Genomic DNA, 25,469 nt, shown 5'->3' with positions numbered 1-25,469 from the left:
TTACAGAGCGTTGCTTTTTTTTTCAATATAAACATTGTAAGTGGACTTTCTTTCAATAAGTTTTGCATGCAGTAAAAATGTACTGATTGGTATATTATTCAGTAAACTTGAGAGTGCATAGAAGCCACTCTTACCAAGTTCTACTCTATCCTGTTTAATAGTGGTAAGAGGAGGCAATGTATATTCAGCTAGAGGTAAATCATCAAACCCTATAATACTTATGTCTTCAGGCACCTTATAACCAAGCTGTTGACACTGAATTATTGATGCATTTGCTATAGTATCATGGCTACATATAATAGCCGTCATTCCTGCTTTTAAGAACTTTGGAAGATGCTTTTCTATACATTCTGATAAACAATAAGAACATCCGGTGTTTTTAGCTGTGGTTTTATGCCCATGACGATGCATAGCACTTAAAAAAGCTGCATGTCTTCTCTGAAGTACATAGGAGCCAAGTGAACCGCTAAGGTAAGCTATTTTTCTATGTCCAAGATTTGTAAGATGTTTCAGCACTAACTCCATTCCCTCATCATTGTCAATACCTACATAGGCAGTGTATGGATTTCCGGTGACATAGTTGTCAAAAAGTACAGCAGGAGTATGGCTGTTCTTAAAATCATCAAGCCATGTATCATTGAGCGAAAATCCAAGTACAAAAGAACCTACGTAGTCATGCTCAAGCATAAAAACATCATAAGGTGTATTTTTTTGTAATTTTACATCAACAGGTACTATTTCAACATAAAATCCGGCAGGCTCTGCCAACTGACGGAATCCCATAACAATATCATAAGCAAAGTGATGTGGCTCTTCATACTCAATATTTTCTTTCTCTATTAAAATACAGAGTCTTTTCTTAGTCTTTTTATATCGTCTAAGCTTAGTGTAATCCAGTGCAACTGCAGTTTCCAGCACTTGTTTGCGTAAAGTTTCGCTAATATCAGGTGCATCATTTAATGCTTTTGACACAGTACTCTTGGAAATGCCCAATTTATCAGCAATATCCTGTATTGTAGTCATAGAGTAATATCCTTTCATAACAAAAGAAAATAATATTTTCTTTAATTATATAGAATAAAATAATAAAAATCAACAAATAACACAAATATATAGTTTTACCAATTTTTTTTAGTGAAATCTAATAAGGGGTATTATATAAATTGTAAAGATGTATTATGCAGACTAAAAAAAACATAAAGAATACATGAAAATTGATTGACTAAGAATTGAAAAAGTTATATATTTAACTTAACGAAACAATACGAAAATTCTTATTAGGAGGTAGTAAGATTATGGTAAGAAGTCTTAAAAGATTTCTAACAGGAATCATGGCTTTGACTCTGTGCACCGGACTTACCGGATGTGGTAATAGCAAGAGTTTAGGTGGGGTCGAGAAGGTCAGGCTAATGGTTTGGTCACCATCAGAAGATCAGTCAAAAGACAGTGGTGAGTGGCTTCAGACAATGTGTAAAAATTTTGCGAATGAACACCCGGAGTGGGATATCACATTTGTCTATGGGGTTGCAGATGAGGCAACAGCTGCGGATCAGGTATCTCAGGATCCGGAGGCAAGTGCGGATGTATTTATGTATGCAAATGACCGTATAAATAATCTTATAGATGCAAAAGCAATAGCAAGATTTGGTGGTAAGTATAAAGAAGCAATCGAGTCAACCAACTCAAACGAGGTCTTGAATTCAGTTACAGTAAATAATGAACTCTATGGTGTGCCATTTACAACAAATACTTGGTATATGTTCTATGACAAGTCAGTATTTTCTGATGATGATGTGAAAAATCTTGATACAATGTTAAAGAAGGGAATGGTATCTTTCCCGCTTGTAAATTCTTGGTATCTTCCTTCATTTTATCTTGGAAATGGATGTACACTATTTGGAAATGAAAATGATGAGTCAAAGGGTGTTGACTTTGGAGGAGACAAGGCTGTAGATGTTACAAATTATGTTATAGACCTTGCAGCAAATCCTAATTTCAAAATTGATGCTGACGGTTCTGCACTTGCGGGGCTTCGTAACGGCAGCGTGAGTGCAATGTTTACAGGTTCTTGGGAGGCTAATCCTATTAAGAAAGCTCTTGGAGATAATATGGGAGTTGTTTCGCTACCTACCTATACTATTAACGGGGAGCAAAAGCAGATGCTTGCATATGCAGGTTCCAAGGCAATTGGAGTAAACTCACATAGTGAGCATATGGAACAGGCAGTTGCACTTGCAGTATACCTTGGTGGATTGGATGCACAGAAAGCACACTATGAGATGAGAAATGTTATACCATGTAATACTGAACTTTTGAAGGATCCTAAGATTTCATCGGATGCTCTTGTTTTGGCACAGAATAATACTTTCAATAGTACTTCAATTCTTCAGCCGTTTGTACCAGCTATGAGTAATTGCTGGAGTCCTGTTGAAAACATGGGTAAGGGAATCAGAAATAAGAGCGTGACACATGATAATGCTAAAGAACAGACAGAAGCAATGAATGACGCAATGAACAGTAATGGAATAAATTAAGGGGTAAATGGAATGGGTTTATTTAAAAAAAGAGTTAATGAATTTCCTACGCCATACACTTGCGCTAATGCAATAAAAGAAGGCGGATTATCAACAAAACTTTCCATGATTTTGATGGGATTTGGAAATATTGTCAACGGACAGATTGTTAAAGGACTTATATATCTTCTCATAGAGATTGCTTATATTGTCTTTATGGCAGTAAATGGAATAGGCTTTATAGCAGGTCTTCGCACACTTGGAAGTGTAGAGCAGCAGGAAGTGTGGGATGAAGTAAAGCAGATTTACACATATACAAAGGGTGATCAGTCTATACTTATATTGCTGTACGGTGTAGCCGCAATTTTAATTACCGTTCTTATGATAGTTATTTGGAGAGGTACATTAAAGAGCGCATACAAAGCTGAATGTCTTCGCAAAGAAGGTAAGCATGTAAATAACTTTGTAGAAGATTTGAAAACACTTTTAAATGAAAATTTATATCGTCTGTTTATGACACCGCCTACAGCATTTGTATTTATATTTACAATACTTCCATTGGTATTTATGATCTGTATGGCATTTACAAACTACAGCCGTATAGATAATCATCTAATGTTGTTTAATTGGGTTGGACTTGATAATTTCAAGACATTGTTTGATTCAAAAAGTATCCTTGGTAGTACATTCTGGTCAGTACTTGCATGGACAGTTATTTGGGCATTTTTTGCAACATTTAGTAACTATATTTTTGGTATGATTTTATCATTACTTATTAATAGAAAAGGAACAAAAGCTAAGGGATTTTGGAGATTTTGTTTTGTGCTTTCATGTGCAGTACCAATGTTCGTATCATTACTTATCATGCGTACAATGCTACAGCCTGAGGGTGCAGTAAATGTACTTCTTAGAAACCTTGGACTTATTGCAAATGATGCGAGCCTTCCATTTTTTGCTGATCCTACATGGGCAAGAGTTACAGTTATTATTATCAATGTTTGGGTTGGTGTACCATATACTTTGCTTCAGCTTACAGGTGTGCTACAGAATATACCTGAGGATCTTTATGAGGCTGCAAGAGTTGACGGAGCAAATGCAATACAGACTTTTACAAAGATTACATTGCCATATATGCTCTATGTTACAACACCTTATTTAATAGTTACATTTACAGGTAATATCAATAACTTTAATGTAATCTATCTTTTGTCAGGAGGAGATCCTGTTACAGACCTCTCTTCAACGGCAGGTAAGACAGACCTTTTGGTTACATGGCTTTATAAGCTAACAATTGATAAGCAGTATTACAATATCGGTGCTGTCATCGGCATTATGACATTTGTTATTTTGGCAATTGGTGCACTATTCACCTATAGAAATAGTAAATCATATAAGGAAGAGGGAGGATTCTAATCATGGCAAAACAATTTCAGTCTGCAAAAAAGAAAAAAATGATAAACAATACTATTGTACATATTATTCTTGCAGTTTTAGCTGCTATCTGGCTTTTCCCAATATTTTGGGTAATAATGACAAGCTTTCGTGCAGAAACGGGATCATATGTATCAACCTTCTTACCACAGGCATTTACACTTGACAACTATAAAAAGTTATTTAATGATACAACTATTTTGAACTTTCCGCAGATGTTTATAAATACATTGTTTATAGCTATATGTTCATGTGTTTTGTCAGCATTCTATGTACTTGCAGTTTCATACTGTCTATCTAGAATCAAATTTAAACTGAGAAAGCCATATATGAATATGGCAATGGTGCTTGGACTGTTTCCGGGATTTATGTCCATGATCGCTGTTTACTTTATCTTAAAGTCTATGGGCCTTACCGAGGGTAATTTAATCAAATTGGCTCTTATTTTATGCTACTCAGGTGGTGCAGGACTTGGTTTCCAAATCGCAAAGGGATTCTTTGATACTATACCGGTAGCAATAGATGAGGCGGCACTTTTAGATGGATGTACAAGATGGCAGATTTTTTATAAAGTTACTTTGCCGCTTAGTAAGCCAATAATTGTATATACAGTTTTGACGGCTTTTATGGGACCATGGCTTGACTTTATTTTTGCAAAGGTTATATGTAGAGCTAATTCAGATCAGTATACAATAGCTATTGGACTTTGGAAGATGCTTGAAAAAGAATATATTGACAACTGGTATACAAGTTTTGCTGCAGGTGCAGTGCTTATTTCTATTCCTATAGCACTCTTGTTCTTATTTATGCAAAAATACTATGTAGATGGTATTTCAGGTGCAGTTAAGGGATAGCAATGGAATATATAAATAAACTTAAGGAATATTATTCATCAAAGAAATTTCTTGAAAATTTTATTTATGATGGAAATGATTTGGGTGTAGAGTGCGATGAAAATGGTACTACATTTCGTCTATGGTCACCTGAAGCGGATAGTATATATTTAAACCTATATGAAGCTGGAGATGGTGTTAAGGCCTATAGGCATATTCATATGAAAAAAGAAGATAAGGGAGTGTGGAGCTTTTACTCTGATAAAGAACTTCATGGTGTTTACTATGATTATCTGATCACAAGAGATGGTAAAGAAGTTCTAACTGCAGACCCTTATGCAAAAGCCTGTGGAATTAATGGACAAAAAAGCATGGCTGTCAACCTTAAAAGGACCAATCCTTCCGGTTGGGAAAATGATAAGGCACCGCAAAAAGGAGCGGAAAGAATTGTATATGAGCTTAATGTGAAAGAGTTTTCCTACGATAAATCCGGTGGTTTTCCTCTAGAGTATCGTGGAAAGTATAAGGCTTTTACTTGCAAACATACAACTTTAAATAATGACGGTATTCATCCAACAGGACTTGATTATTTAAAGGAGCTTGGCGTAACACATATTCAAATAATGCCGATGTATGACTATGGTTCTGTAGACGAAACTAAAGATGATGAGTTTAACTGGGGTTATGATCCTGTCAACTACAATATACCGGAGGGTTCATATGCTACAGATGCCTTTCATGGTGAGGTTCGTATCAATGAAATGAAGGAAATGATACAGTCAATCCATGAAGCCGGATTTGGCGTAATTATGGATGTTGTATATAATCATACTTACTCACTTGATTCATGGTTTCAAAGAACTCTGCCTTGGTATTTTTACAGAGCATACAGTGACGGCAAGGTATCCGACGGTTCTGCCTGCGGCAATGATGTGGCAAGTGAAAGAGCCATGTGTTCAAAATATATTCTGGAGTCCGTACTTTACTGGGCAAGGGAGTATCATATTGACGGATTTCGCTTTGACTTGATGGGACTTCTTGATACCGATTTGATGAACAATATCAGGAAGGAACTTGATATCATATACGGTAAGGGCGAAAAGATAATCTACGGTGAGCCTTGGTCTGCAACAGATACAGCCATAGAATATAATAAAAAGGTTGCAGGCAAAGACAATATAGCTCTTTTAGATGAAAATATAGGAGCATTTTGTGACAACACCAGAGATTCTATAAAGGGTTCTGCTCTCAGACCTAAGGAAGCCGGATTTGTAAACGGTGGCAAGGATAAAGAAGACGATATACTCTCAAGTGTAAGTGCATGGTGTGACCCGAAATATAATAAAGAGTTTGAAGGTGTGAAAGCACCTTCGCAGATAGTTTCATATGTTTCGGCACATGACAATCAGACGCTTTGGGATAAGCTAGGTGATACTGCCGGTAAAGATGAGGTAATGAGATTAAACAAGTTGGCTGCCGCAATTTATATGACTTGTCAGGGAACATTGTTTTTCTTATCAGGTGAGGAATTCGGCAGAACAAAGGGTGGACTTGATAACACCTACAATATGCCTATTGAGGTAAATAAACTTGACTGGGAATTGGCATGGAAAAATAAAGAGCTGGTTGATTACTATAAAGGTCTGATTTCACTAAGAAAAAAACTTTCAGGACTATGTGATAAATCTAAAGGAAGCTATAAGCATATCACTGATATGTGGAAGCAAAAGCAGATAGTTGGATTTACGATAAACAATGACAGTACATCTTTGTGGAGTCAGGTAAAAGTCATTTATAATGCTTCAAAAAAGATTTTTGAAGGCGAGTACTTGAAAGGAAACTGGGAAGTGCTTTGCGATGCCGATGACAGTAGTCTGTGGCAAAAGAATATAAGTGCAAATTCTCAGATAAAGGTGCAGCCACAGAGCGTACTGATACTTGGGAAAAGGTAATATAAAGGAGATATGATGGAATTTGCCGGTGTATACCATAGAACATCTGAACAGATGAGTTATCCTCTGGATGATGATAGACTTATTATAAATTTAAAAACAGGATATGATGTAAAACAAGTCTTTATCCACTATGGTGATCCGTTCGAAGCCGGAATATTAGGTGGAAATGAGAAATGGAGTGGCAAAAGAGATGAGATAGTCTATAAAAAACGTCTATCACATCAGATATGGTGGACTACAACTCTTACTCCAATGTATAAGAGATGTAAGTACTTTTTTGAGTTACATACAGAGGACAGTATCTGGTATTATTTTGAAGACGGATTTTTAACTGAGGAACAGTTTCATATGGAGGGTAGGATACTACAATGCTTTATTGTTCCATGGATGAATCCATCTGACATAAATATTACTCCAAAATGGGTAAATGATACTATATGGTATCAGATTTTCCCGGACAGATTTTGCAATGGTACTCCACAAAATAATACAGATGACATTACACCTTGGAGGGATCATGGCAGTGTAACCAATTATGAGAAATTTGGTGGTAATTTAGAAGGTATTAGAAGTAAACTTGAATATCTACAAAACCTTGGAATAACAGGTATTTATCTAAATCCGATAATGGAAGCTGAATCAAATCATAAGTATGATACAACTGATTACACAAAGATCGATCCGTCTTTTGGAGATACTGATACTATGAAATCACTTTGCATAGAGGCTCATAAAAAAGGTATCTATGTAATGGTGGATGCAGTATTTAACCACTGTGGAAGAAAGTTTATGCCATGGCTTGATGTGCTTAAAAATGGCAAATCTTCAAAGTATGCAGACTGGTTTATGGTGGAAAACTGGGATGATATTGCAAAAAGAGGAGATACTAGAGATAAGAGATATTACACTTTTGCATTCACAGACGGAATGCCTAAACTAAACACTAACAATAATGAGGTTACAGAATATTTTTGTAAAATCTGTGAAGACTGGATTAGAGAGTTTGATATAGATGGTATACGCTTTGATGTTGGCAATGAAGTGTCACACAGATTCTTGAAAAAGATAAGAGAACATCTAAAAGCTATAAAACCTGATATTTATCTACTTGGAGAAATTTGGCATGATGCAACACAGTGGCTACAAGGAGATGAGTACGATTCAGTTATGAATTATCCCCTACTTAGCGGAATCCACGATTTTTTCCTGGATAAGACTATGAAAAAGCATGAGTTTGAGTACATGGTAAATCGTTGTTATACAATGTATATGCAGCAGTCTAACAATGTTTTATTCAATCTACTTGATTCACATGATACGGAAAGGTTGATGAATAGATGCAATGATTTGGATAAATTCTATCAGCAACTTGCAATTCTTTTTACACTTCCCGGTAGTCCATGTATCTACTATGGTACAGAGATAGCAATGGAGGGTGCACATGATCCGGATTGTAGGAGATGTATGCCATGGAGTGAGATAGGCAGTAGCGAAAATGTAGAAAAGATTGCTACAATGAAAAGCCTTATAATGCTAAGGCGAAATGAAAAGATGTGCAGAAGTCCACATTTCCATTTTCCGGACAACTATGATAATGATAGATGTGTGGAATATATCAAGATTGATGAATATGGAAATAGTATGGAGGTTCTAATAAATGCTTCAGAAAATCCAATCAAAATAAATTCGGGGAAAGAGATTCTATTTTCACGAAATTTTGACAGGGAGATACTTGGAGCAAATGGAACTTTAATCCGCAGGATTTAAAATAAAAAGGAGAATAAAAGTATGTCATTAGAAGAGATGTTAAAGAACAAGCTTGGTAGGGAAATTGAAGTAGCTTCAGATGCTGAGATTTACACAGCACTCTTAAATATCACAAAAGAGAAGATGGAAGGTATGGAACATAATGCAGGAAATAGAAAGCTATATTATATTTCAGCGGAGTTCCTGATTGGAAAGCTTTTATCTAACAATATGATCAATCTTGGAATCTTTGATGAGGTAAGAGATATACTTGCAAAGAATGGTCATGATATAACAGCCGTTGAAGAGGTAGAGCCGGAACCATCACTTGGAAATGGTGGACTTGGTCGTCTGGCTGCTTGCTTCCTTGACTCTATTGCAACACTTGGATTAAATGGTGACGGAGTAGGATTAAACTATCATGATGGACTGTTCCTACAAAAATTTATAGATAAAAAGCAATATGAAGAGAAAAATCCTTGGATCACAGATAACAGCTGGCTTACAAGAACTGATGTGAGTTTTGAAGTTCCTTTCAAAGATTTTACTTTGAGATCTACAATGTATGATATTGATATTCCGGGATATCAACAGAGTAAATGCAATAAATTGCATCTTTTTGATATTGACAGTGTGGATGAGTCTATTATAAGAGACGGAATAAATTTTGATAAACATGATATCGGTAAGAACTTAACACTGTTCCTATATCCGGATGACAGTGATGAGGCAGGTCATTTACTTAGAATTTATCAGCAGTATTTTATGGTAAGCAATGCGGCACAGTTAATTATAAGAGAGGCTGAAGGAAGAGGTGTAGATCTCTACAGACTTCATGAGCATGTATGTGTTCAGATCAATGATACTCACCCAACCATGGTTATTCCTGAACTTATCCGTATCTTGACACAGCAAAAGGGATTCAACATGGATACAGCTATTGATGTGGTAAGAAAGACATGTGCTTATACCAATCATACAATACTTGCCGAAGCACTTGAGAAGTGGCCAATCAGCTACTTGGAGAAGGTAGTGCCACAGTTATTGCCTATTATTTATGAGCTTGATGCAAGAATAAAAAGAGAGTTTAGTGATGAGAGAGTGTATATCATAGATAACCAAAGCCGTGTACATATGGCTCATATTGATATTCACTTCGGATATGCCGTAAATGGTGTTGCGGCTCTTCATACGGAGATTTTGAAAAACTCAGAGCTGAAGCCTTTCTATGATATATATCCTGAGAAGTTTAATAATAAGACAAACGGCATTACATTCCGTAGATGGCTGGTTCATTGTAATCATGAGCTTTCAGAGTATTTAAACGAGCTTATCGGCACAGATTACATGGAGGATGCTGCTAATCTTTCTAAACTTTTAGACTACAAAGATGATGAGAAGGTATTAAAAAAGCTTAGAGAAATCAAGAAGGATGCTAAATTAGAGCTTAAGAAGTATTTAAAGCATACTCAGAATATTGATATTGATGAGAACTCTGTATTTGATATTCAGATAAAGCGTTTGCATGAGTATAAGAGACAGCAGATGAATGCACTCTATGCTATTTACAAATATAAAGAGATTAAGAAAGGACATTTACCAAAGCGTCCAATAACTATGATCTTCGGAGCAAAGGCTGCACCTGCCTATACTATTGCAAAGGATATAATTCATTTGATTTTGTGTTTACAGCAATTAGTGGAGAATGATTCGGCTGTAAGTCCATATCTAAAGATAGTTATGGTGGAAAACTACAATGTTACAAAGGCTGAAAAGCTTATCCCTGCTTGTGATATTTCCGAGCAGATTTCGCTTGCATCAAAGGAAGCTTCAGGAACAGGAAATATGAAGTTTATGCTAAATGGTGCCGTAACTCTTGGTACAGAGGATGGTGCCAATGTAGAGATTCATGAGCTTGTAGGTGATGACAATATCTATATCTTCGGTAAGAAGTCAGAGGATGTAATAAAGCTTTATGAAACATCTTCATATCGTTCTGCCGATATCTATGACAACGATCCTGAGGTAGAGGAGTTAGTAGATTTTATTATAAGCAAAGAACTTATCCGCATAGGAGATCCGATGAATCTGTGCAGACTTTATAAGGAAATTGTAAATAAAGACTGGTTTATGGCACTCCTTGATGTAAAGGATTATATAAAGACAAAAGAGCAGATGTTAAATGACTATGAGGATGAGATGACTTGGTCAAAGAAAGCTCTTGTAAATATGGCAAAAGCAGGATTCTTCTCATCAGATAGAACTATTGCGGAATACAATAATGATATCTGGCATTTATAAGGAGAATTTAATGAAAAAAACAGGAATTTTAATGCCGGTTTCAGCCCTCCCTTCCACAACAGGAGTGGGAGAGCTTGGATGGGCTTCCTATCAGTGGATTGATATAATGAAGGAAAATGGAGTAAAGATCTGGCAAATTTTACCTCTAAACCCTGTAGGATACGGAAACTCTCCTTATCAACCATACTCATCATGTGCCGGTGATGAGCTTTATATCAGTCTTGACTTACTTTTTGAAGCAGGATTACTGGATAAGAAACCTGATAAATTTAGAGAAAATGCTAAAAGAGTTGATTATACAGCCGTAAGAGCTTTTAAAGAGAGTTACTTAAGAGAAGCCTTTGAAAAGTTTGTATCTAAAGACGGACAAAAAGATCCTGCATATGTAGACTTTATGTCACAGGATTGGGTATATACATATGCTGTATTTCGTGCTCTAAAGCTTGACAACAATGGCGATTGCTGGAATGATTGGAAGGCTGATTACAAAAATTGGTCAGGAGACAAGAGTGTACTTTCTGAGAATGTAGAAAAAGAAGCAAGATATCAATGCTTTATTCAATATGTTTTCTATACTCAGTGGATGGATATAAAAAGATATGCCAATGAGGCAGGCGTTGAAGTCATGGGTGATGTGCCTTTCTATGTCGGACTGGATTCTGTAGATGTATGGGCAGGTAAAGATAATTTTTTACTTGATACCGACGGAAGACCTATATTTATTGCAGGAGTTCCACCTGATTATTTTAGTGCTACAGGACAAAGATGGGGAAATCCTATATATGATTGGGACTATTTAAAGAAAAATAAATATAAGTTCTGGGTAGACAGAATAGGATATAGCAATAAGTTATTTGATATCATCCGTATTGATCACTTCCGTGCATTTGATACTTTTTGGAAGATACCGGCTTCATGTCTTACAGCTATTGACGGAGAGTGGATTGAGGCTCCGGGCTATGAAGTGATAGATACCCTAAATAAGGAACTACCCGGTGTAAATCTTGTAGCAGAAGATTTGGGTGAGTTGCGACCTGAGGTATTGGAGCTAAAGGATCATTATCACCTAAAGGGAATGAGAATTCTTCTATTCTCTATCGATACAAAAGGAAAGTACGCAAGAGACATATCAAATGATATAGAGAATGTTATTTTCTATACAGGAACTCATGACAATGATACTCTAATGCAGTGGTATGACGGATTAACAGTTGCTGCAAAGAGAAAGGTCAGAGAATTTTTAAAGAAGCAGAGTATAAAAGCAGGCAATATAAAGGACAGACTTTTGACCTATGTGTTAAAGAGTAAGGCTGAGTATGCTATTATACCTTTGGCGGATATCATAGGACTTGGTAAAGAAGGTCATATCAATACACCGGGAACAGTCGGAAGCCCGAACTGGGAATGGCATATGGTAGATTTTAAAAAGGCCAAGGAAGAACTTTCCAGATATAAAAATTTGATAATGAACAGGTAATAGAAAGTGTCAAGACTCTTTAAAGTAAAAGGGTTTTGACACTTTTTTGATATAAGTATAGAATGGATGGAAAAGGAGATTAGAATATGACAGATTTTAAGTTTTTTTATTTTACAGAGTATGAGGATGGAAAACTTGCTCATCTTGAAACATGTGAGAGTGAAATTCCGGTAAATATATATGCAGATCCGGATTCTGATTTTTCGCTTAAGGAAAATGATATTTGCTCTGTAGATATTATAGGGGTAGGCAGTGAAATAAAATATTATGAAAATGAAGAAGAGTTTGTTAAGGCAGATACAGGGCTTGATGTAGTATCAATGATTCCAATAGGTACGTTTGCATTAGACGAAGATGAAAATTTTGAAGAGAGTCCACACATAATTTTCACAGGAAAAATTATCGCAGTGGATGCGGACCCTACAGCTAAGTCTGATGAACCGAACTGCTTTGTAACAGTTGAAACATTAGATATGACAGTTACAGTAGTATTTAATTCTGATGAAAGTATTTCAGTTGGTGGTATTCTTAAGGGAGTAGCATGGCTTTATGGAGATATTTTAAGGAAGATTTGAAAATAAAAACCGGATAGAGGTGAAGTATGTATATTACAAAATATTGGGGAGATTTTATCGGTGGTTCTGATGACAGCCTGAGTCTTGTTGAGCTTTTGGATGACCTGAATAAAGAAGAAATCACTCTTAAAGAAATATTTACAGGTATAGGACTTGATAGGCAGAATATGGATTTTAGGCAAACAATCGAGAATCTCGGGTTTATCAATTCGAATGGACTGGAAATAGACTTTAATTATGCGATAGATATTGTTACAGACCTTGCCGCCATTTTATTGGAATGTAAAATTAGTGGATATGTAAATCTTAGAGAATTGTACGACAATGAAGATGCACAAAATAGATGTATACGAATTGTAGCCACAGAAGAAGAATATACAGGTATAAAAGCTGCTTTGGAAGACTTTGTAAAAAATTCGAAGTCATATGATTTATATGAAATGATAGGTGATGATATCATAGAGATGGCAGAAATTGTAAAAGAGCTGAGGAAAGGGCTACTGCAATGTGAGGTATAATGTGTTTTGGAGATTGCTATGAGCATTAAATTTACAAAAGGTATTGAGAAAGACAATATTTTACTTTTATGCAAGTGGTCAAATGAAAGAGGAGTGACATTTCAAGAGCAATGGATGGGAACAGAAGTATCGTTTCCATTAACTTATGAAAAAATAGAAAAACTTGACAACAAATTTTCAATTTTTAATGAAGAAGAGTTTATCGGAATGATACAAGAGGTGAAAATCGAAAAAGATAATATTCATATAGGTAGATTCGTATTAAATCCTACAAAAACAGGAGTATGTCTTGGAACAAAGGCTTTGAAAGAATTTATAGATTTTATCTTTAAAGATGAGAATATCAGAAGTATTTCTTTGACTGTGTTTGACTTTAATAAAAGTGCAAAGAGAGTATATGATAAGCTTGGATTTAAGATTTATGAAGTGATTGAAAAACCAAAACTAAAGTATATTATGAAAAAGTTCATATAATTAAATAGACTTAGCAAAGATAAGATGGTGGCAGTAACGCAAATATTTAAAAGATAGCAAATTTCAGTTTGTAGTACCATATGGATACGTGAGGATTTATATACTCCCCTTTAAGTATATCCATAAGCTCCATTTTGATTGTATCGCCACTTCCGTTTCTAACGGTTCCTTCGGAACTCATAGCAATAATTAGATAGTCATCTACTTTAGACGCTCCCTGTTCCAGAGCTCCTATAACATCTTCTCGTATATCACCAGACAACCATTTGTCAACTGTTGCTACTTTAGTTCTTAAACCTTGAAGTTTATTTATACTCATAGGTCTGATTTCGAGCAAAGAGCCTGTTAAAAAGTTTTCAACTCCTTTTTTGGTAGATGCAAGTTTCATACGATTTGCCTTAGAGCCTGTGGTGTTTTGTAGTGAACCTTCAGTTAAAAACTTATATAACGGTCCTCTTGCCCTTGTGATGGCTGTGCGGATAGGACTCATAACCTCTTCTGATTGTTTCATAGTTGGCGCGGTTGTGATTTGATGCGTAGTACTTGTGTCAACATTAAGAAAGTAATTTTGTATACAGCTACCATACATTGACTTAGCTGCTCCTCTTGCCACTATCAAATATTGCTTATTTATCAAACGCTGTTTAACTCTTCTATTAACATACCGTCCACCGTGAACATCTTTATTCGGTTCGTAAATGCTTCGTTCTACAAAATAATACCATCCGAATATTTGTTCTGCCCATATCTTGAACGTATCTAACAGCACTAAATCAGCACCGTCAGTCAGCGTTAATTCGTTTTCGCAATATTTAACAAACCCCTCGACAGCCTTATCGTCGTAATAAACGCCGGGATTGTTTATCAGATCGTCTATCCTGTTCATTTACATTGCTATCTCTTTACATACCGGTATATCCCCTCTCATTACTGCATTTCTAAATTCACCATAATATTTTGGTGTTGCTGTATTAGATAATGACATAAAACCTCCATTTATTTTATTTATTTTGTATGGTATACTTACCTAAAAGGAGACAAAATATGAATAACTCTATTGATATAAAGCCTATGGATACGGCTATTGATAAAAGCAAATATGAAAAACTAGACATTAGTAGAAGCGAAATAATAAAAATTATCGAACCATTTATACGACAATTACCAGACATAATACTAGACAAAGCATATACTTTTACATTGCCGACTAGTATGTCTGAATTACTTAACGACGTCACAGATAGTAGACACCTGCTTGTGAATTTGATAAATTCTGATGGTGCTAGCAACATTCTTTCTCTAGTTAAACTTAGACCTAGTATGATGCTATTTTCTACTTTGGCAATAGCTTCTATCAAAATGGTTATGAACGACCTTGACTCTAAGCTGAGTATAATCAGTGGTAAACTAGACAAGATACTCGAGTTCTTATACGGTGATAAAAAATCAGAAATTGTTGCTGAAATGCAATTCATTCGTTATGCATATACTAATTTTGAAAGTATATTTAAAAATGAAACACATAGACTTGCAACTCTTACAAATATACAAGCGTCTAAACGAATCGCTATGAAAAATATTGAATTCTATTTAGCAGATTTAGATACTTATAGTCATAAAAACACTAAGAACGATAACGAGTTAAAAAAGTTATCAGATGACATTCTTAATATTAAAGATAGTCTTGAACTCTCAGTGGAGTTGTTTTTCAGTAGTAGCGTACTTGAAATTTATTATTCTGATAACCATGATAAAGGTTATATAGAAAATACTATAGCTGAAGTAAACGCATATCTCGAAGAATGTCATAGACGAAACCTAAAAGATATAGCTTTAATGGCTGGGAGATGGGAATCCGTTTTTAACAAAGATAATAAAGGATTACCTGTTCCTTTACCAAAGCCAAAACAACATACTCCCAATCCGTTCAATGATGTTGTAGAGTCCACATCTAGAAGAGAGACAATAAACATCAGTAAGAAAATCTTAGATAATATACAAAACCCCATAAAAGAATATATTGTAACTGAAAATGGCGATGTATATATTCCAAAGCAATAAAAAACAGAGCGACTTTATAGTTGCTCTGAATTCTTGTGTTTATGATGCCATATTTATTCTTTTAAATGTATGCGTATCGATTTCAAAATTATCATTGTTTTCTACATGCTCTGCATAATCTATTATATGCATGACATAAACATATCCGTCTGATTTTCTCACCGCCATATGCCCAAAACTCGGATTACATTTTGTCCCGAATACAAAAGCGTCACTTGTTTCCGAAAAATTCATGATTCTATCTTTTGGATTATTGCTTATATACTTATCCATTATTTCATACGCTTCTTTAGCTGTAACCATATTATTACCCTCCATAAATCGTTATCAAATATGATTTTATTATACACCTCTGGTTTGGCATCTTCCACATCTATTTTTGTGAATTCTACATCCTTAGAAGTATCAATTAGTTTAAAGTACACCGATGCATCTAATCGTGGTTCTTTTAACTGCGAATCTAAAAACTGTACTTTTCCGTCTTTAATTTTCCAATTAAAAGCGTGTCCTTCGTCGGACTCACCATTTTTCATAAATCTCTTATCCCAATCAATACCTATTACTCCAACATCTCCATCTTTGTATCTCTTTAATATATTCCTTGTTGCTCTTCCAAGATTCTTAGTACGGTCTCTATCAGGAGTAAACGTAATAACTTTAGTGGTTTTAAAATTATCTTCGATGAAATCGGTTAGACTATAGTTATCTGTTCTCGGACCGGTTTTAACATCATACCCTTTAGATCTAAAACAATAACAAAGAGAGCATTCTTTGCAATTATTGGTATAGCCTCCCGGATTGACTGCTTTAAGATTATCTATCTGTTTAATGCTTCCCTTGAGTCTTGGTAATTTTATTGTCAAATCGCTTACTCCATTAAGGTTGGCATTTTGAAGTTTTGTCTTTCCAATTTTAGATAGAGCTTTACAAACTTCAGTTTGTAGAAACAGGAAATTTATAAATTAAAATTTACGGAGATAAAATTGAAAGGTATAGATGTTATATACAATAAACAAATCTTAACGCTCACAAGATTTTGGGGTGATAACAGATTATGTTTGTTTGCGAAAAATCCAAGTCAAATTAATATTCCAAAAATGGAATTTGTAGGTGGATACCCTAATGAATGGTGTATTTTTATTGATAATCTTAATGAAGATGAAAAGGCTGAGATTAAAGATATTAATGGAAGACATATAACCTTACAGGAAATAGGTATATAAATCCCGGATTTGCAAATATTGTAAAACTACATTCCTAAAGGTCGGAATGAGTAGTAATTTTAAATAATGATAAAGTCACAGAACAGGAATGCAGATTCCTATTTTGTGACTATTTTTTAACTTATATTTATTTTGATGTTTATATAATCTCAGCTATTTTGTCTGCAAAGAATAAGGCATATTTTATATTTTTTGCCGTTTTTTCTATGCTCCATGACCTTATACTATCTTTGTCTCTTGGTGCTGTAAAAAGACGCTTATTATTATAAGCTGCAATATAAATGTGAGATTCGTTGCTGTATAAGGAAAGCCCAAAGTCTGAAGTATTGTCGTTAAACCAATCAATAACAGTAGGGGTTAAGAACATTCTTGCTGATTGTTCGTCAGTACAGTAAGTGTTATAGTATTTGTTATACTGTACATCACCTATATCGATTTTCTTACCTCCTGACATGGCACCAAGATAGCCTCCTTGAGTCTTTATATTAAGGAAATGTTTTGTTGGAACAATTCGCAAATTTCCTTTTAAAGAATGTGTATTCTTTATAGAGTAAACTTGTCCTATAAAGCCCGTAATCTCATGAAGGTGCTTTATCTCATCCTTTCCGGTAGCTAATCCTTTTGAAACAGTGTATGCATATAAATCTACTATTTCAATATCTTTTTCATTGTTTAGTTTAATTATTCCGGATTGGATATAGTATTTTGCGGCGGGAACTACCTCTTTTACATTACTCGGAGAAATATCATTTTCTATGTCAATTTTGGCTGAAGGATAAATGGCTTGCAGTATCGGTTCAAGGATTTCACTCTCGTAAAGTACACGCAACTTGGCTCTTTGATTTGATTCCCAACCCGGACCAATAAAGGCAAAAATCAGCACACTTAGGATTTGAAGTATTAAAAGGAAGAGAATTAGCCTGGCAATTAGCATCATAAGTTTATCTATAAAAATACTGTCAGTAAGGAGTCCCAGATCTTTTGATAAGAATAAACTGCCACCGACAATAAAGCTAAAAAATAGCAGAATAATATTTCGAACAAAATAATTTTTAACTCTTTGACCACAATTGACAGTATTCTCGACGGCTCTCCAACTACGCTGAAATCGTGAGGTTTTCCATAGATTATTTATTTTCTGTATTTCTTCAGGGTTTAAATTCATTTCCATTATTGTTTTCCTTTTTTTATAAGCTAATTTCACTTTCTTGCTCATATTATAACAAATAGAAGCCCAATATATAATAGAATAATGTATAATAATTATAAGGCATTACAGATTCAAGATAAGTAGACAGTAGCATTAAAAAATTCTGCTGCTATAGATTCATTCAGGGGGTAAATTATGGACAAAAATTCAGATAAATTTATATATGACAGGCACAGCGAAATCATTTTCAGCCTTAGTGGTAGCAGAGTAAAGGGAATCAAATTCCACAATAAAACCCTCAACCTTAAGTTGGATTCATTATACCAATATGTAAACAATGAAGAAGTAGAACACGAGGGTGAAGTCTGTTTTAAAGATTGTGATTTAAGGCTTTGCAGTGTGTTGATTTTTAATAAAACCTTAGGTAAAGGACGTTTTACTGGAGATGCTATTTCTGTAGAGGAATTTATGGATAGTTATAAAAATTCTGAGTTTGAAATTATTACAGAAGGCTATTTTGGAAATTCAACTACTTATTCAGGATGGCTTTGGGAAGAAGGGAAAAACCCTGTATCCGCTATTGTGTATATTTGGAACAGTGGGGATATGGAGTATTCTATCATGAGTGAGTCTATGATAGATAAATTTTTTGAAAAGGAATTTGATTTTAGTAAAGCTATAAGAAATCCATACATTAAAGAGCTTAAGAAGTAGGTAACCATAAAGATATCGACGACAGTTATAGACTATTTTAAAGAAGAAACTTGATATCAGTTGAAAATAGTTATTTTATATCATTATAAAAATCTGAAATTTTGACATCTGAATCGCTATAGTAGAACCTCTTTTAAATGGTCAAAATATTATCAGCATTTGCCTTAAAATTACTATTTATTTAAAATAAATAATATATAATTGATTTCGGAAATTGTAGCAAAACATTTAAAAGCCTTATCATTACTCAGAGTGATTTATGTGGTATAGATAACAGTCAGTAATGCCTAGGTAGAAAGGAGTAAATGATGCCAAAACAAAAGAAAGATACCATAGAAGCACAGGGATTTTCTATACAAATTTATACAGAAGATTTTAAGAATGACTATATCAGTTTAACGGATATTGCGAGGTATAAGAATACGGACGATCCAAGATTTGTCATTCAGAACTGGATGAGAAATAGGAACACATTAGAATTTATAGGTTTATGGGAAGCTCTGAACAATGCTGATTTTAACCGTGTGCAATTCGACACGTTTAGAAATGAGGCAGGACTTAATCGGTTCACAATGACTCCTCAAAAATGGATTGATTCTACAAATGCTATTGGTTTCATATCAAAATCAGGGAGATATGGTGGAACTTATGCACATTATGATATAGCAATGGAGTTTGCTTCTTGGATTTCTCCGGAATTTAAGTTATATATTATTCAAGATTACAAAAGATTAAAAAATGATGAAAACTCAAAACTATCTATTTCGTGGAACTTACACAGAGAGATTTCAAAAATCAATTATAGAATTCATACCGATGCGATTAAAACTTATCTTTTGGTAGATCTTACTAGTGAACAATTATCATATAAGTACGCAAGTGAAGCAGATATACTCAATGTAGCACTTTTTGGTAAAAGGGCAAAACAGTGGAGAGAGGAGAATCCGAGCTTAAAAGGCAATATTAGAGATTATGCAAGCCTTAATGAACTCTTGGTACTTGCAAATATGGAAAGCTATAATGCTATTCTGATTGAAAAAGGTGTGAAGCAAAAAGAGAGAATGGTGGAGCTTAGAAAACTGGCAAGGACACAGCTTCTATCTTTAGAAAGATTAAATGATGATGGATTGCTTAGTATAGAAAATAAAGACCAGTAAAAGAAATAATATATAATATACTTTAGGACTTTTACTTAGTTAAAGTTATAGTGCATATGAAGGGATAACGGGGAAGTAAAATGAATAAATAATAATTACAGAGGCAAATGTTTTAACGAAATTAAGAGGTTTGAAGCTTCTGCTAAAGTTAAAAATCAATGAAACTGATAGCGCACGTGTTGCTTAGAACAGATATCTACCAAGATAATGTTTGTAAGCGGCACATAAGCTCAAGTGAAAAAAAGGTAGTGTATGTGATTTATATTGAAAGTTATCCTATTCCCTAGTAGTCTTATCTTATCAGTTGTGTCAGTTTTTCTGATATTCAAGCTTGGTATAGGAACGACATTGCTATATATCGTTATGGTATTCTGCATACTTGTAGAAGTAGCTTATTTCGTTTACGGAGAAATTGGAATAGATATATCCGGATTGTTATAAGCTTCTTGTTTAGCCATTATAGACTTCTTATGATAGGAGCAATAGTGATAGCATTTATTGAATCAACAAATGAAAAGATTAAAGCAAGTGTAAACAAATTCTGGTCTGGAGAAGAAAGTGAAATGTAGCTATGGATGATAATGGAATAAAAAATATTGAAGATTGGTGTAAGATTAAACCGTATGTTAAAGAAATATGTTCTTTTAACAAAAATATGGATAAAAAAGCAATAAATCAAGTTTATAAGGAAATAAAGGAATATAACTCAAATGTAAAAACAGAAAAAGGGTTGTGGGCTATTTTTGGTGGAAGAAAAGGCGAGAAGTACAAGTGTTTGCAAGTTGGCAGTAGCTATAATATTAATAAAGAACTTAAAGACATACTTGATTTGATGCGACTAAAACCTAAAAAAATTTCAGTAGATACTACATTTACTGAAAAAGCTTTTTCTTATGAAATTGGAAGGGATAAGAATAGTGAAAAGTATAGAGCGATATATAAAAAACATGATAACTTTATATTTTTATGTATAAATGCTGATACATTTTCTAAAGAAAGGGGAGAATATGATTCTGTTAATTTTTCTGAGGTAAAGTTTGCATTTTTAACAAAGGCATTATTGTGGAATCCGGCCCCATCTACATCTTCCCGCGGAAAGAAAAATAAAGAAAAAGAAATATACAACAAAATTAAAAATAAGGAAATTACAATTGATTGGTAGAATATCTGTTTGTATAGTTAAATAAAACTGGGTACTGAATATATAGGTCGATAGAAAGCAAACAGAGTGACAAACTAAAATTTTGACAACTGAGCCGCTATGGTAGAACATCTTTTAAACGGTCAAAATATTATCAGCATTTGCCTTAAAATGACTATCTATTTAAAAGAAATAATATATAATATATTTTAGGACTTTTACTTAGTTAAAGTTATAGTGCATATGAAGGGATAATGGGGAAGTAAAATGAATAAACAACAGCTTGCGGCAAAGATTTGGGAGTCTGCAAATCAAATGAGATCAAAGATTGAAGCCAATGAATATAAGGACTATATATTGGGCTTTATTTTTTATAAGTATCTTTCAGACAAAGAAGAGCAGGACCTGTATAATAGAGGATATGATGCGGACAATATCAAGGAATATGTTAATGAAGAGGCAGATGACAGTTATTCAAGTATGTCAAGTCTAAAGCAGGATTTGGGATATTTTATAGCATATAAGGACTTGTTTTCTACTTGGATAAATATGGGATCTGATTTCTCAGTTGACAATGTTCGAACCGGATTGTCATCGTTTAGTAGAAATATATCGCCATCACATAAAAAGCTCTTTGAGGGAGTATTTACAACACTTGAAACAGGTCTTTCAAAGCTTGGTGCAGATACAAAGTCACAGACAAAGGCAGTAAGCGATCTGATTCAGCTTATAAATGAAATCCCTATGAACGGAAAACAGGACTATGATGTTTTGGGATTTATCTATGAATACTTAATCTCCAACTTTGCAGCAAATGCAGGAAAGAAGGCAGGAGAGTTTTATACACCACATGAGGTGTCTCTTTTGATGTCGGAAATTATAGCAGAGCATTTAAAAGGACGTGATACAATTAAAATATATGATCCGACATCGGGAAGCGGCAGCTTGCTTATAAATATAGGAAAAACCGCTGCAAAATATATGGACGATGCCAATCGTATACAGTATTATGCACAGGAGCTTAAGTCAAATACCTATAATCTTACAAGAATGAATCTGGTAATGCGTGGCATACTTCCTGCAAATATATTGACAAGAAATGGAGATACTTTGGAAGAAGACTGGCCGTACTTTGATGAGTCCGATCCACATAGTACATATGAACCGCTGTATGTGGATGCTGTAGTATCAAATCCTCCTTATTCGCAAAGATGGGATTCTACAGGTAAAGACAGTGATCCAAGATATGTGAGATATGGAATAGCTCCAAAGTCAAAGGCTGACTATGCCTTCCTTTTGCATGACCTGTATCATCTGAAGCCTGACGGAATAATGACAATAGTGCTGCCACATGGTGTGCTTTTTAGAGGTGGCGAAGAAGGTAATATCAGAAAAAACTTGATAGAACAGAACAATATAGATGCCATAATCGGACTGCCGGCAAATATTTTCTTCGGAACAGGTATACCTACTATAGTAATGGTACTCAGACAAAAGAGAGAAAATACAGATGTACTTATAATAGACGCTTCAAAAGGATTTAAAAAAGAAGGAAAGAACAACCAGCTGCGTGCATGTGATATAAGAAAAATAGTTGATACGATAAAGTCAAGAAAGGATATAGAAAAATATTCAAAAGTCGTAAGTCTTGAAGATATTCGTGCCAATGACTACAACTTGAATATTCCACGTTATGTGGATTCGTCTGAAGCAGCAGAAAGCTATGATATATATGCTTCAATGTTTGGTGGAATCCCTGAAGTCGAGCTTGGAAAGTTTGATAAATACTGGGAGGTGTTTCCTTCACTTAAAGGTGAACTTTTTGCCGGAGAAGATTATTTATCATTAAAGTCTGAGAATATAAGGGAGACGATAAAAAACAATAAGGATGTATTGCAATTTATAAAAAATCATATGTTGAGATTTGGTGATTTGGGAGCATACTTGGATAGTATCCTAATAGCAAACGCAACAACTATAAATATACCAAAGACTCAGGAGATTATTGCCAATAATATCTTTATGAGATTTGTAGATAACACATTGATTGATCCGTATGGAGCATATGAGATATTTGAAGATAAATTTACTGAAATATCAGGAGATTTGGAGCTTATACAGACAGAGGGGATAAAAACTGTAACACAGGTAGACCCGAATATGGTCGTAAAGAAAAAGAACGGCAAGGATGTAGAAGTACAAGAAGGGTGGAAGGGACATATACTGCCATTTGATTTGGTACAGGATATTTGTCTTTCTGAAAGAAAAAGAGATTTAAAAGAGAAACATGAAAAGCTGGCTGAAATACCCTCTTCATATGAGGAGATTCTGGAATCATTGAGTGAAGATGATAAGGAAATCATATCAGAAGTATTAAATGATACCAATGACGCTTTTGTATTCAAGAATATAAAGGCGGTTGTAAAGTCTCTAAAGACTGACGGTGAGTCAAAAGAGCTTATAGAATCCTTGGAAAAAGTTGAAAAACTTAATAACGAAGAGAAAAAGCTGAAGACTGAAATAAAGCAGGGAGAAGATGAACTTCATTTAGAGACAAAAGCTAAGATAGAGAGCTTGTCAGAGGAAGAGATAAATAATATTTTGCACAAAAAATGGTCAAGCCCTATTTATAACGGAATACTTGGCTTATCAGATGATATGCTGAAAGCCTTCACAAAGGATGTAGAAGCACTTTCTACAAAATATGCTGTAACTATGGATGATCTTGAAAAAGAAATCAAGGAAACAGAGAAGTCACTTGCAAGTATGCTCTCAGAGCTTACCGGATCGGAGAGAGATATGGAAGGCATCAATGAGCTGATAAAGCTCTTGGGAGGTATAGATGAGTAGAGTACCAAGGATAAGATTTAAAGGCTTTGAAGAAGATTGGGAACAGCGTAAGCTGGGGGAGATAGCAGAAAGGATTATAAGAAAAAATGAAAAACTAGAATCAACACTGCCACTGACAATTTCAGCACAATATGGATTGATTGATCAAAATGAGTTTTTCGATAAACGAATAGCAAGCAAAGATGTTAGAGGTTATTATCTTATAAAAAAAGGTGAATTTGCTTACAATAAGAGTACATCTGTCGATGCTCCATTAGGGGCAATTAAACGTTTAGATAAATATAAGAATGGTGTATTATCTACATTATACATACTTTTTAAGATTATAGATGATACTAGTACCAGTTCAGATTACTTAGTTACATATTATGCCACAGATTTATGGCATAGAGGGATACAATCAATAGCGGAAGAAGGTGCAAGAAATCATGGTTTGTTAAATATTGCACCAAATGATTTCTTTGAGACAATGCTATCAATACCGCTTAATATATCTGAACAGAAAAAAGTTGGTGACTTTTTTATATCCCTCAACCACCTTATCACCCTTCATCAACGAAAGCTTGAAAAATTTAAAATTATTAAAAAATCAATGCTTGAAAATCTTTTTCCACAAAATGGAGAAAAAACTCCAAAAATCAGATTTTCAGGATTCACTAAAGATTGGGAACAGCGTAAGCTGGGGGAAATGGTAGAGTTTTATAATGGAGATAGAAGTTCACGCTATCCTAATGATTCAGATATGGTTTTTGATGGTATTCCATTTATCAATGCGGGAGACTTGGTTTTGGGGCGTGTAAAACTAGACACTACAAATAAAATAACGGAAGAAAAATACAATCAATTATCTGGAGCAAAAATACAGTGTGGAGATATAATTTATTGCCTTAGGGGAACGCTTGGGAAGAATGCATTTGTCGATAATTTTGACATTGGAACAATCGCCTCTTCACTGGTTGATATTAGACCACAAAAGATAGTTGGAAAATATCTTTTTCAAGTGTTGAATTCAGATATCGAATATAGTCAAAGAATATTAAATGATGAGGGTGCTGCTCAGCCCAATTTATCTGCAAAAAATCTATATTTATTTGATATTCCAATTCCAAGAGATGCAGAGCAAATAAAAATTGCAGAGTATTTAGAATTACTCGACCACCTTATCACCCTTCATCAAAGTAAGTTGGACAAATTGCAAAAAATAAAAAAATCAATGCTAGAAAGTATGTTTGTATAGCTTGATTAATAGAATAATTAAGTATATGAAGTATTTCGTGGAAGAAAAACTATAACTTTGTCCAACATTAAGTCATACAAGTGTAATTTCTTGTTATTTTAATAAAATATCAG

At 34.4% G+C, this 25,469-nt stretch carries 21 protein-coding genes and 1 pseudogene; 17 read left to right on the top strand and 5 right to left on the bottom strand.

What is annotated here, in order from left to right:
• A complete protein-coding gene (locus tag D4A81_RS06720) occupies window positions 1-1,023 on the bottom strand; it encodes a LacI family DNA-binding transcriptional regulator (RefSeq protein WP_111524202.1) in 1,023 nt (340 codons plus the stop codon).
• A gap of 272 nt (window positions 1,024-1,295) precedes the next feature.
• Between D4A81_RS06720 and D4A81_RS06715 the strand changes: the two genes are divergently transcribed.
• The 10 genes from D4A81_RS06715 to D4A81_RS06670 all read left to right on the top strand — a co-directional run bounded on the left by D4A81_RS06715 (window position 1,296) and on the right by D4A81_RS06670 (window position 13,823).
• Entirely contained in the window at window positions 1,296-2,534 is a 1,239-nt protein-coding gene (locus D4A81_RS06715) for an extracellular solute-binding protein (RefSeq protein WP_111524201.1), read from the top strand.
• Window positions 2,535-2,546: 12 nt separating this feature from the next.
• Window positions 2,547-3,926, top strand: coding sequence for a carbohydrate ABC transporter permease (locus D4A81_RS06710; RefSeq protein ID WP_111524200.1), 1,380 nt, complete (start codon window positions 2,547-2,549; stop codon window positions 3,924-3,926).
• 2 nt (window positions 3,927-3,928) lie between these two features.
• Window positions 3,929-4,798: a sugar ABC transporter permease gene (locus tag D4A81_RS06705; RefSeq protein WP_111524199.1), complete on the top strand. Its 870-nt coding sequence runs from the start codon at window positions 3,929-3,931 to the stop codon at window positions 4,796-4,798.
• A gap of 2 nt (window positions 4,799-4,800) precedes the next feature.
• The gene (gene pulA / locus D4A81_RS06700) at window positions 4,801-6,729 is read left to right on the top strand and encodes a type I pullulanase (protein ID WP_111524198.1); all 1,929 of its coding nucleotides are present in this window, start codon (window positions 4,801-4,803) and stop codon (window positions 6,727-6,729) included.
• A gap of 15 nt (window positions 6,730-6,744) precedes the next feature.
• Window positions 6,745-8,499, top strand: coding sequence for a glycoside hydrolase family 13 protein (locus D4A81_RS06695; RefSeq protein WP_111524197.1), 1,755 nt, complete (start codon window positions 6,745-6,747; stop codon window positions 8,497-8,499).
• Window positions 8,500-8,520: 21 nt separating this feature from the next.
• Entirely contained in the window at window positions 8,521-10,779 is a 2,259-nt protein-coding gene (locus tag D4A81_RS06690) for a glycogen/starch/alpha-glucan phosphorylase (RefSeq protein ID WP_111524196.1), read from the top strand.
• A gap of 10 nt (window positions 10,780-10,789) precedes the next feature.
• A complete protein-coding gene (gene malQ, locus D4A81_RS06685) occupies window positions 10,790-12,256 on the top strand; it encodes a 4-alpha-glucanotransferase (RefSeq protein WP_111524195.1) in 1,467 nt (488 codons plus the stop codon).
• A gap of 86 nt (window positions 12,257-12,342) precedes the next feature.
• Window positions 12,343-12,831: a hypothetical protein gene (locus D4A81_RS06680; RefSeq protein ID WP_111524194.1), complete on the top strand. Its 489-nt coding sequence runs from the start codon at window positions 12,343-12,345 to the stop codon at window positions 12,829-12,831.
• 26 nt (window positions 12,832-12,857) lie between these two features.
• A complete protein-coding gene (locus D4A81_RS06675) occupies window positions 12,858-13,349 on the top strand; it encodes an imm68 putative immunity domain-containing protein (protein ID WP_111524193.1) in 492 nt (163 codons plus the stop codon).
• Window positions 13,350-13,367: 18 nt separating this feature from the next.
• A complete protein-coding gene (locus tag D4A81_RS06670; RefSeq protein WP_111524192.1) occupies window positions 13,368-13,823 on the top strand; it encodes a GNAT family N-acetyltransferase in 456 nt (151 codons plus the stop codon).
• Between the two features lie 46 nt (window positions 13,824-13,869).
• Here the strand turns inward: D4A81_RS06670 and D4A81_RS06665 are convergent, their stop codons facing one another.
• Window positions 13,870-14,592 (bottom strand): hypothetical protein, encoded by a 723-nt coding sequence (locus D4A81_RS06665; RefSeq protein WP_242977579.1) that lies wholly within the window; start codon window positions 14,590-14,592, stop codon window positions 13,870-13,872.
• Between the two features lie 275 nt (window positions 14,593-14,867).
• Here D4A81_RS06665 and D4A81_RS06660 point away from each other — a divergent pair, with 275 nt between their 5' ends.
• A complete protein-coding gene (locus tag D4A81_RS06660) occupies window positions 14,868-15,884 on the top strand; it encodes a hypothetical protein (RefSeq protein WP_111524191.1) in 1,017 nt (338 codons plus the stop codon).
• A gap of 39 nt (window positions 15,885-15,923) precedes the next feature.
• Here the strand turns inward: D4A81_RS06660 and D4A81_RS06655 are convergent, their stop codons facing one another.
• Both D4A81_RS06655 and D4A81_RS06650 read right to left on the bottom strand, forming a co-directional pair.
• A complete protein-coding gene (locus D4A81_RS06655) occupies window positions 15,924-16,187 on the bottom strand; it encodes a hypothetical protein (protein ID WP_111524190.1) in 264 nt (87 codons plus the stop codon).
• Window positions 16,157-16,747, bottom strand: coding sequence for a toxin glutamine deamidase domain-containing protein (locus tag D4A81_RS06650; protein WP_162902560.1), 591 nt, complete (start codon window positions 16,745-16,747; stop codon window positions 16,157-16,159). Before D4A81_RS06650 ends, D4A81_RS06655 begins: the two co-directional genes overlap by 31 nt.
• A 120-nt stretch (window positions 16,748-16,867) precedes the next feature.
• Here D4A81_RS06650 and D4A81_RS06645 point away from each other — a divergent pair, with 120 nt between their 5' ends.
• A complete protein-coding gene (locus D4A81_RS06645; protein WP_111524188.1) occupies window positions 16,868-17,107 on the top strand; it encodes a hypothetical protein in 240 nt (79 codons plus the stop codon).
• 139 nt (window positions 17,108-17,246) lie between these two features.
• Here D4A81_RS06645 and D4A81_RS06640 read toward each other — a convergent pair whose 3' ends face one another.
• A complete protein-coding gene (locus tag D4A81_RS06640; protein ID WP_243111765.1) occupies window positions 17,247-18,311 on the bottom strand; it encodes a DUF3137 domain-containing protein in 1,065 nt (354 codons plus the stop codon).
• Between the two features lie 141 nt (window positions 18,312-18,452).
• On the opposite strand from D4A81_RS06640, the pseudogene D4A81_RS06635 reads away from it, so the two are divergent.
• The 5 genes and pseudogenes from D4A81_RS06635 to D4A81_RS06605 form a co-directional block, all read left to right on the top strand.
• Window positions 18,453-18,878 (top strand): annotated as a pseudogene (locus tag D4A81_RS06635) (hypothetical protein); the annotation flags it as partial.
• Window positions 18,879-19,279: 401 nt separating this feature from the next.
• Entirely contained in the window at window positions 19,280-20,128 is an 849-nt protein-coding gene (locus D4A81_RS06625) for a KilA-N domain-containing protein (protein ID WP_111524187.1), read from the top strand.
• A gap of 571 nt (window positions 20,129-20,699) precedes the next feature.
• The gene (locus D4A81_RS06615) at window positions 20,700-21,290 is read left to right on the top strand and encodes a hypothetical protein (RefSeq protein WP_111524186.1); all 591 of its coding nucleotides are present in this window, start codon (window positions 20,700-20,702) and stop codon (window positions 21,288-21,290) included.
• Window positions 21,291-21,536: 246 nt separating this feature from the next.
• The gene (locus D4A81_RS06610; RefSeq protein ID WP_111524185.1) at window positions 21,537-24,119 is read left to right on the top strand and encodes a type I restriction-modification system subunit M; all 2,583 of its coding nucleotides are present in this window, start codon (window positions 21,537-21,539) and stop codon (window positions 24,117-24,119) included.
• Window positions 24,112-25,356: a restriction endonuclease subunit S gene (locus D4A81_RS06605; RefSeq protein WP_111524184.1), complete on the top strand. Its 1,245-nt coding sequence runs from the start codon at window positions 24,112-24,114 to the stop codon at window positions 25,354-25,356. Before D4A81_RS06610 ends, D4A81_RS06605 begins: the two co-directional genes overlap by 8 nt.
• Window positions 25,357-25,469: the final 113 nt, after the last annotated feature.

It is taken from the genome of Lachnoanaerobaculum umeaense (assembly GCF_003589745.1).
Taxonomy (GTDB): Bacteria; Bacillota; Clostridia; order Lachnospirales; family Lachnospiraceae; genus Lachnoanaerobaculum; species Lachnoanaerobaculum umeaense.
Note: the sequence above shows the minus strand (reverse complement) of the source record. Positions and strands in the feature narration are given on the sequence as shown.

Coding starts and splice junctions, on each gene's coding strand:
- D4A81_RS06720 (WP_111524202.1), bottom strand. CDS start 1,023: ATGACTACAATACAGGATATTGCTGATAAATTGGGCATTTCCAAGAGT.
- D4A81_RS06715 (WP_111524201.1), top strand. CDS start 1,296: ATGGTAAGAAGTCTTAAAAGATTTCTAACAGGAATCATGGCTTTGACT.
- D4A81_RS06710 (WP_111524200.1), top strand. CDS start 2,547: ATGGGTTTATTTAAAAAAAGAGTTAATGAATTTCCTACGCCATACACT.
- D4A81_RS06705 (WP_111524199.1), top strand. CDS start 3,929: ATGGCAAAACAATTTCAGTCTGCAAAAAAGAAAAAAATGATAAACAAT.
- pulA (WP_111524198.1), top strand. CDS start 4,801: ATGGAATATATAAATAAACTTAAGGAATATTATTCATCAAAGAAATTT.
- D4A81_RS06695 (WP_111524197.1), top strand. CDS start 6,745: ATGGAATTTGCCGGTGTATACCATAGAACATCTGAACAGATGAGTTAT.
- D4A81_RS06690 (WP_111524196.1), top strand. CDS start 8,521: ATGTCATTAGAAGAGATGTTAAAGAACAAGCTTGGTAGGGAAATTGAA.
- malQ (WP_111524195.1), top strand. CDS start 10,790: ATGAAAAAAACAGGAATTTTAATGCCGGTTTCAGCCCTCCCTTCCACA.
- D4A81_RS06680 (WP_111524194.1), top strand. CDS start 12,343: ATGACAGATTTTAAGTTTTTTTATTTTACAGAGTATGAGGATGGAAAA.
- D4A81_RS06675 (WP_111524193.1), top strand. CDS start 12,858: ATGTATATTACAAAATATTGGGGAGATTTTATCGGTGGTTCTGATGAC.
- D4A81_RS06670 (WP_111524192.1), top strand. CDS start 13,368: ATGAGCATTAAATTTACAAAAGGTATTGAGAAAGACAATATTTTACTT.
- D4A81_RS06660 (WP_111524191.1), top strand. CDS start 14,868: ATGAATAACTCTATTGATATAAAGCCTATGGATACGGCTATTGATAAA.
- D4A81_RS06655 (WP_111524190.1), bottom strand. CDS start 16,187: ATGGTTACAGCTAAAGAAGCGTATGAAATAATGGATAAGTATATAAGC.
- D4A81_RS06625 (WP_111524187.1), top strand. CDS start 19,280: ATGCCAAAACAAAAGAAAGATACCATAGAAGCACAGGGATTTTCTATA.
- D4A81_RS06615 (WP_111524186.1), top strand. CDS start 20,700: ATGGATGATAATGGAATAAAAAATATTGAAGATTGGTGTAAGATTAAA.
- D4A81_RS06610 (WP_111524185.1), top strand. CDS start 21,537: ATGAATAAACAACAGCTTGCGGCAAAGATTTGGGAGTCTGCAAATCAA.
- D4A81_RS06605 (WP_111524184.1), top strand. CDS start 24,112: ATGAGTAGAGTACCAAGGATAAGATTTAAAGGCTTTGAAGAAGATTGG.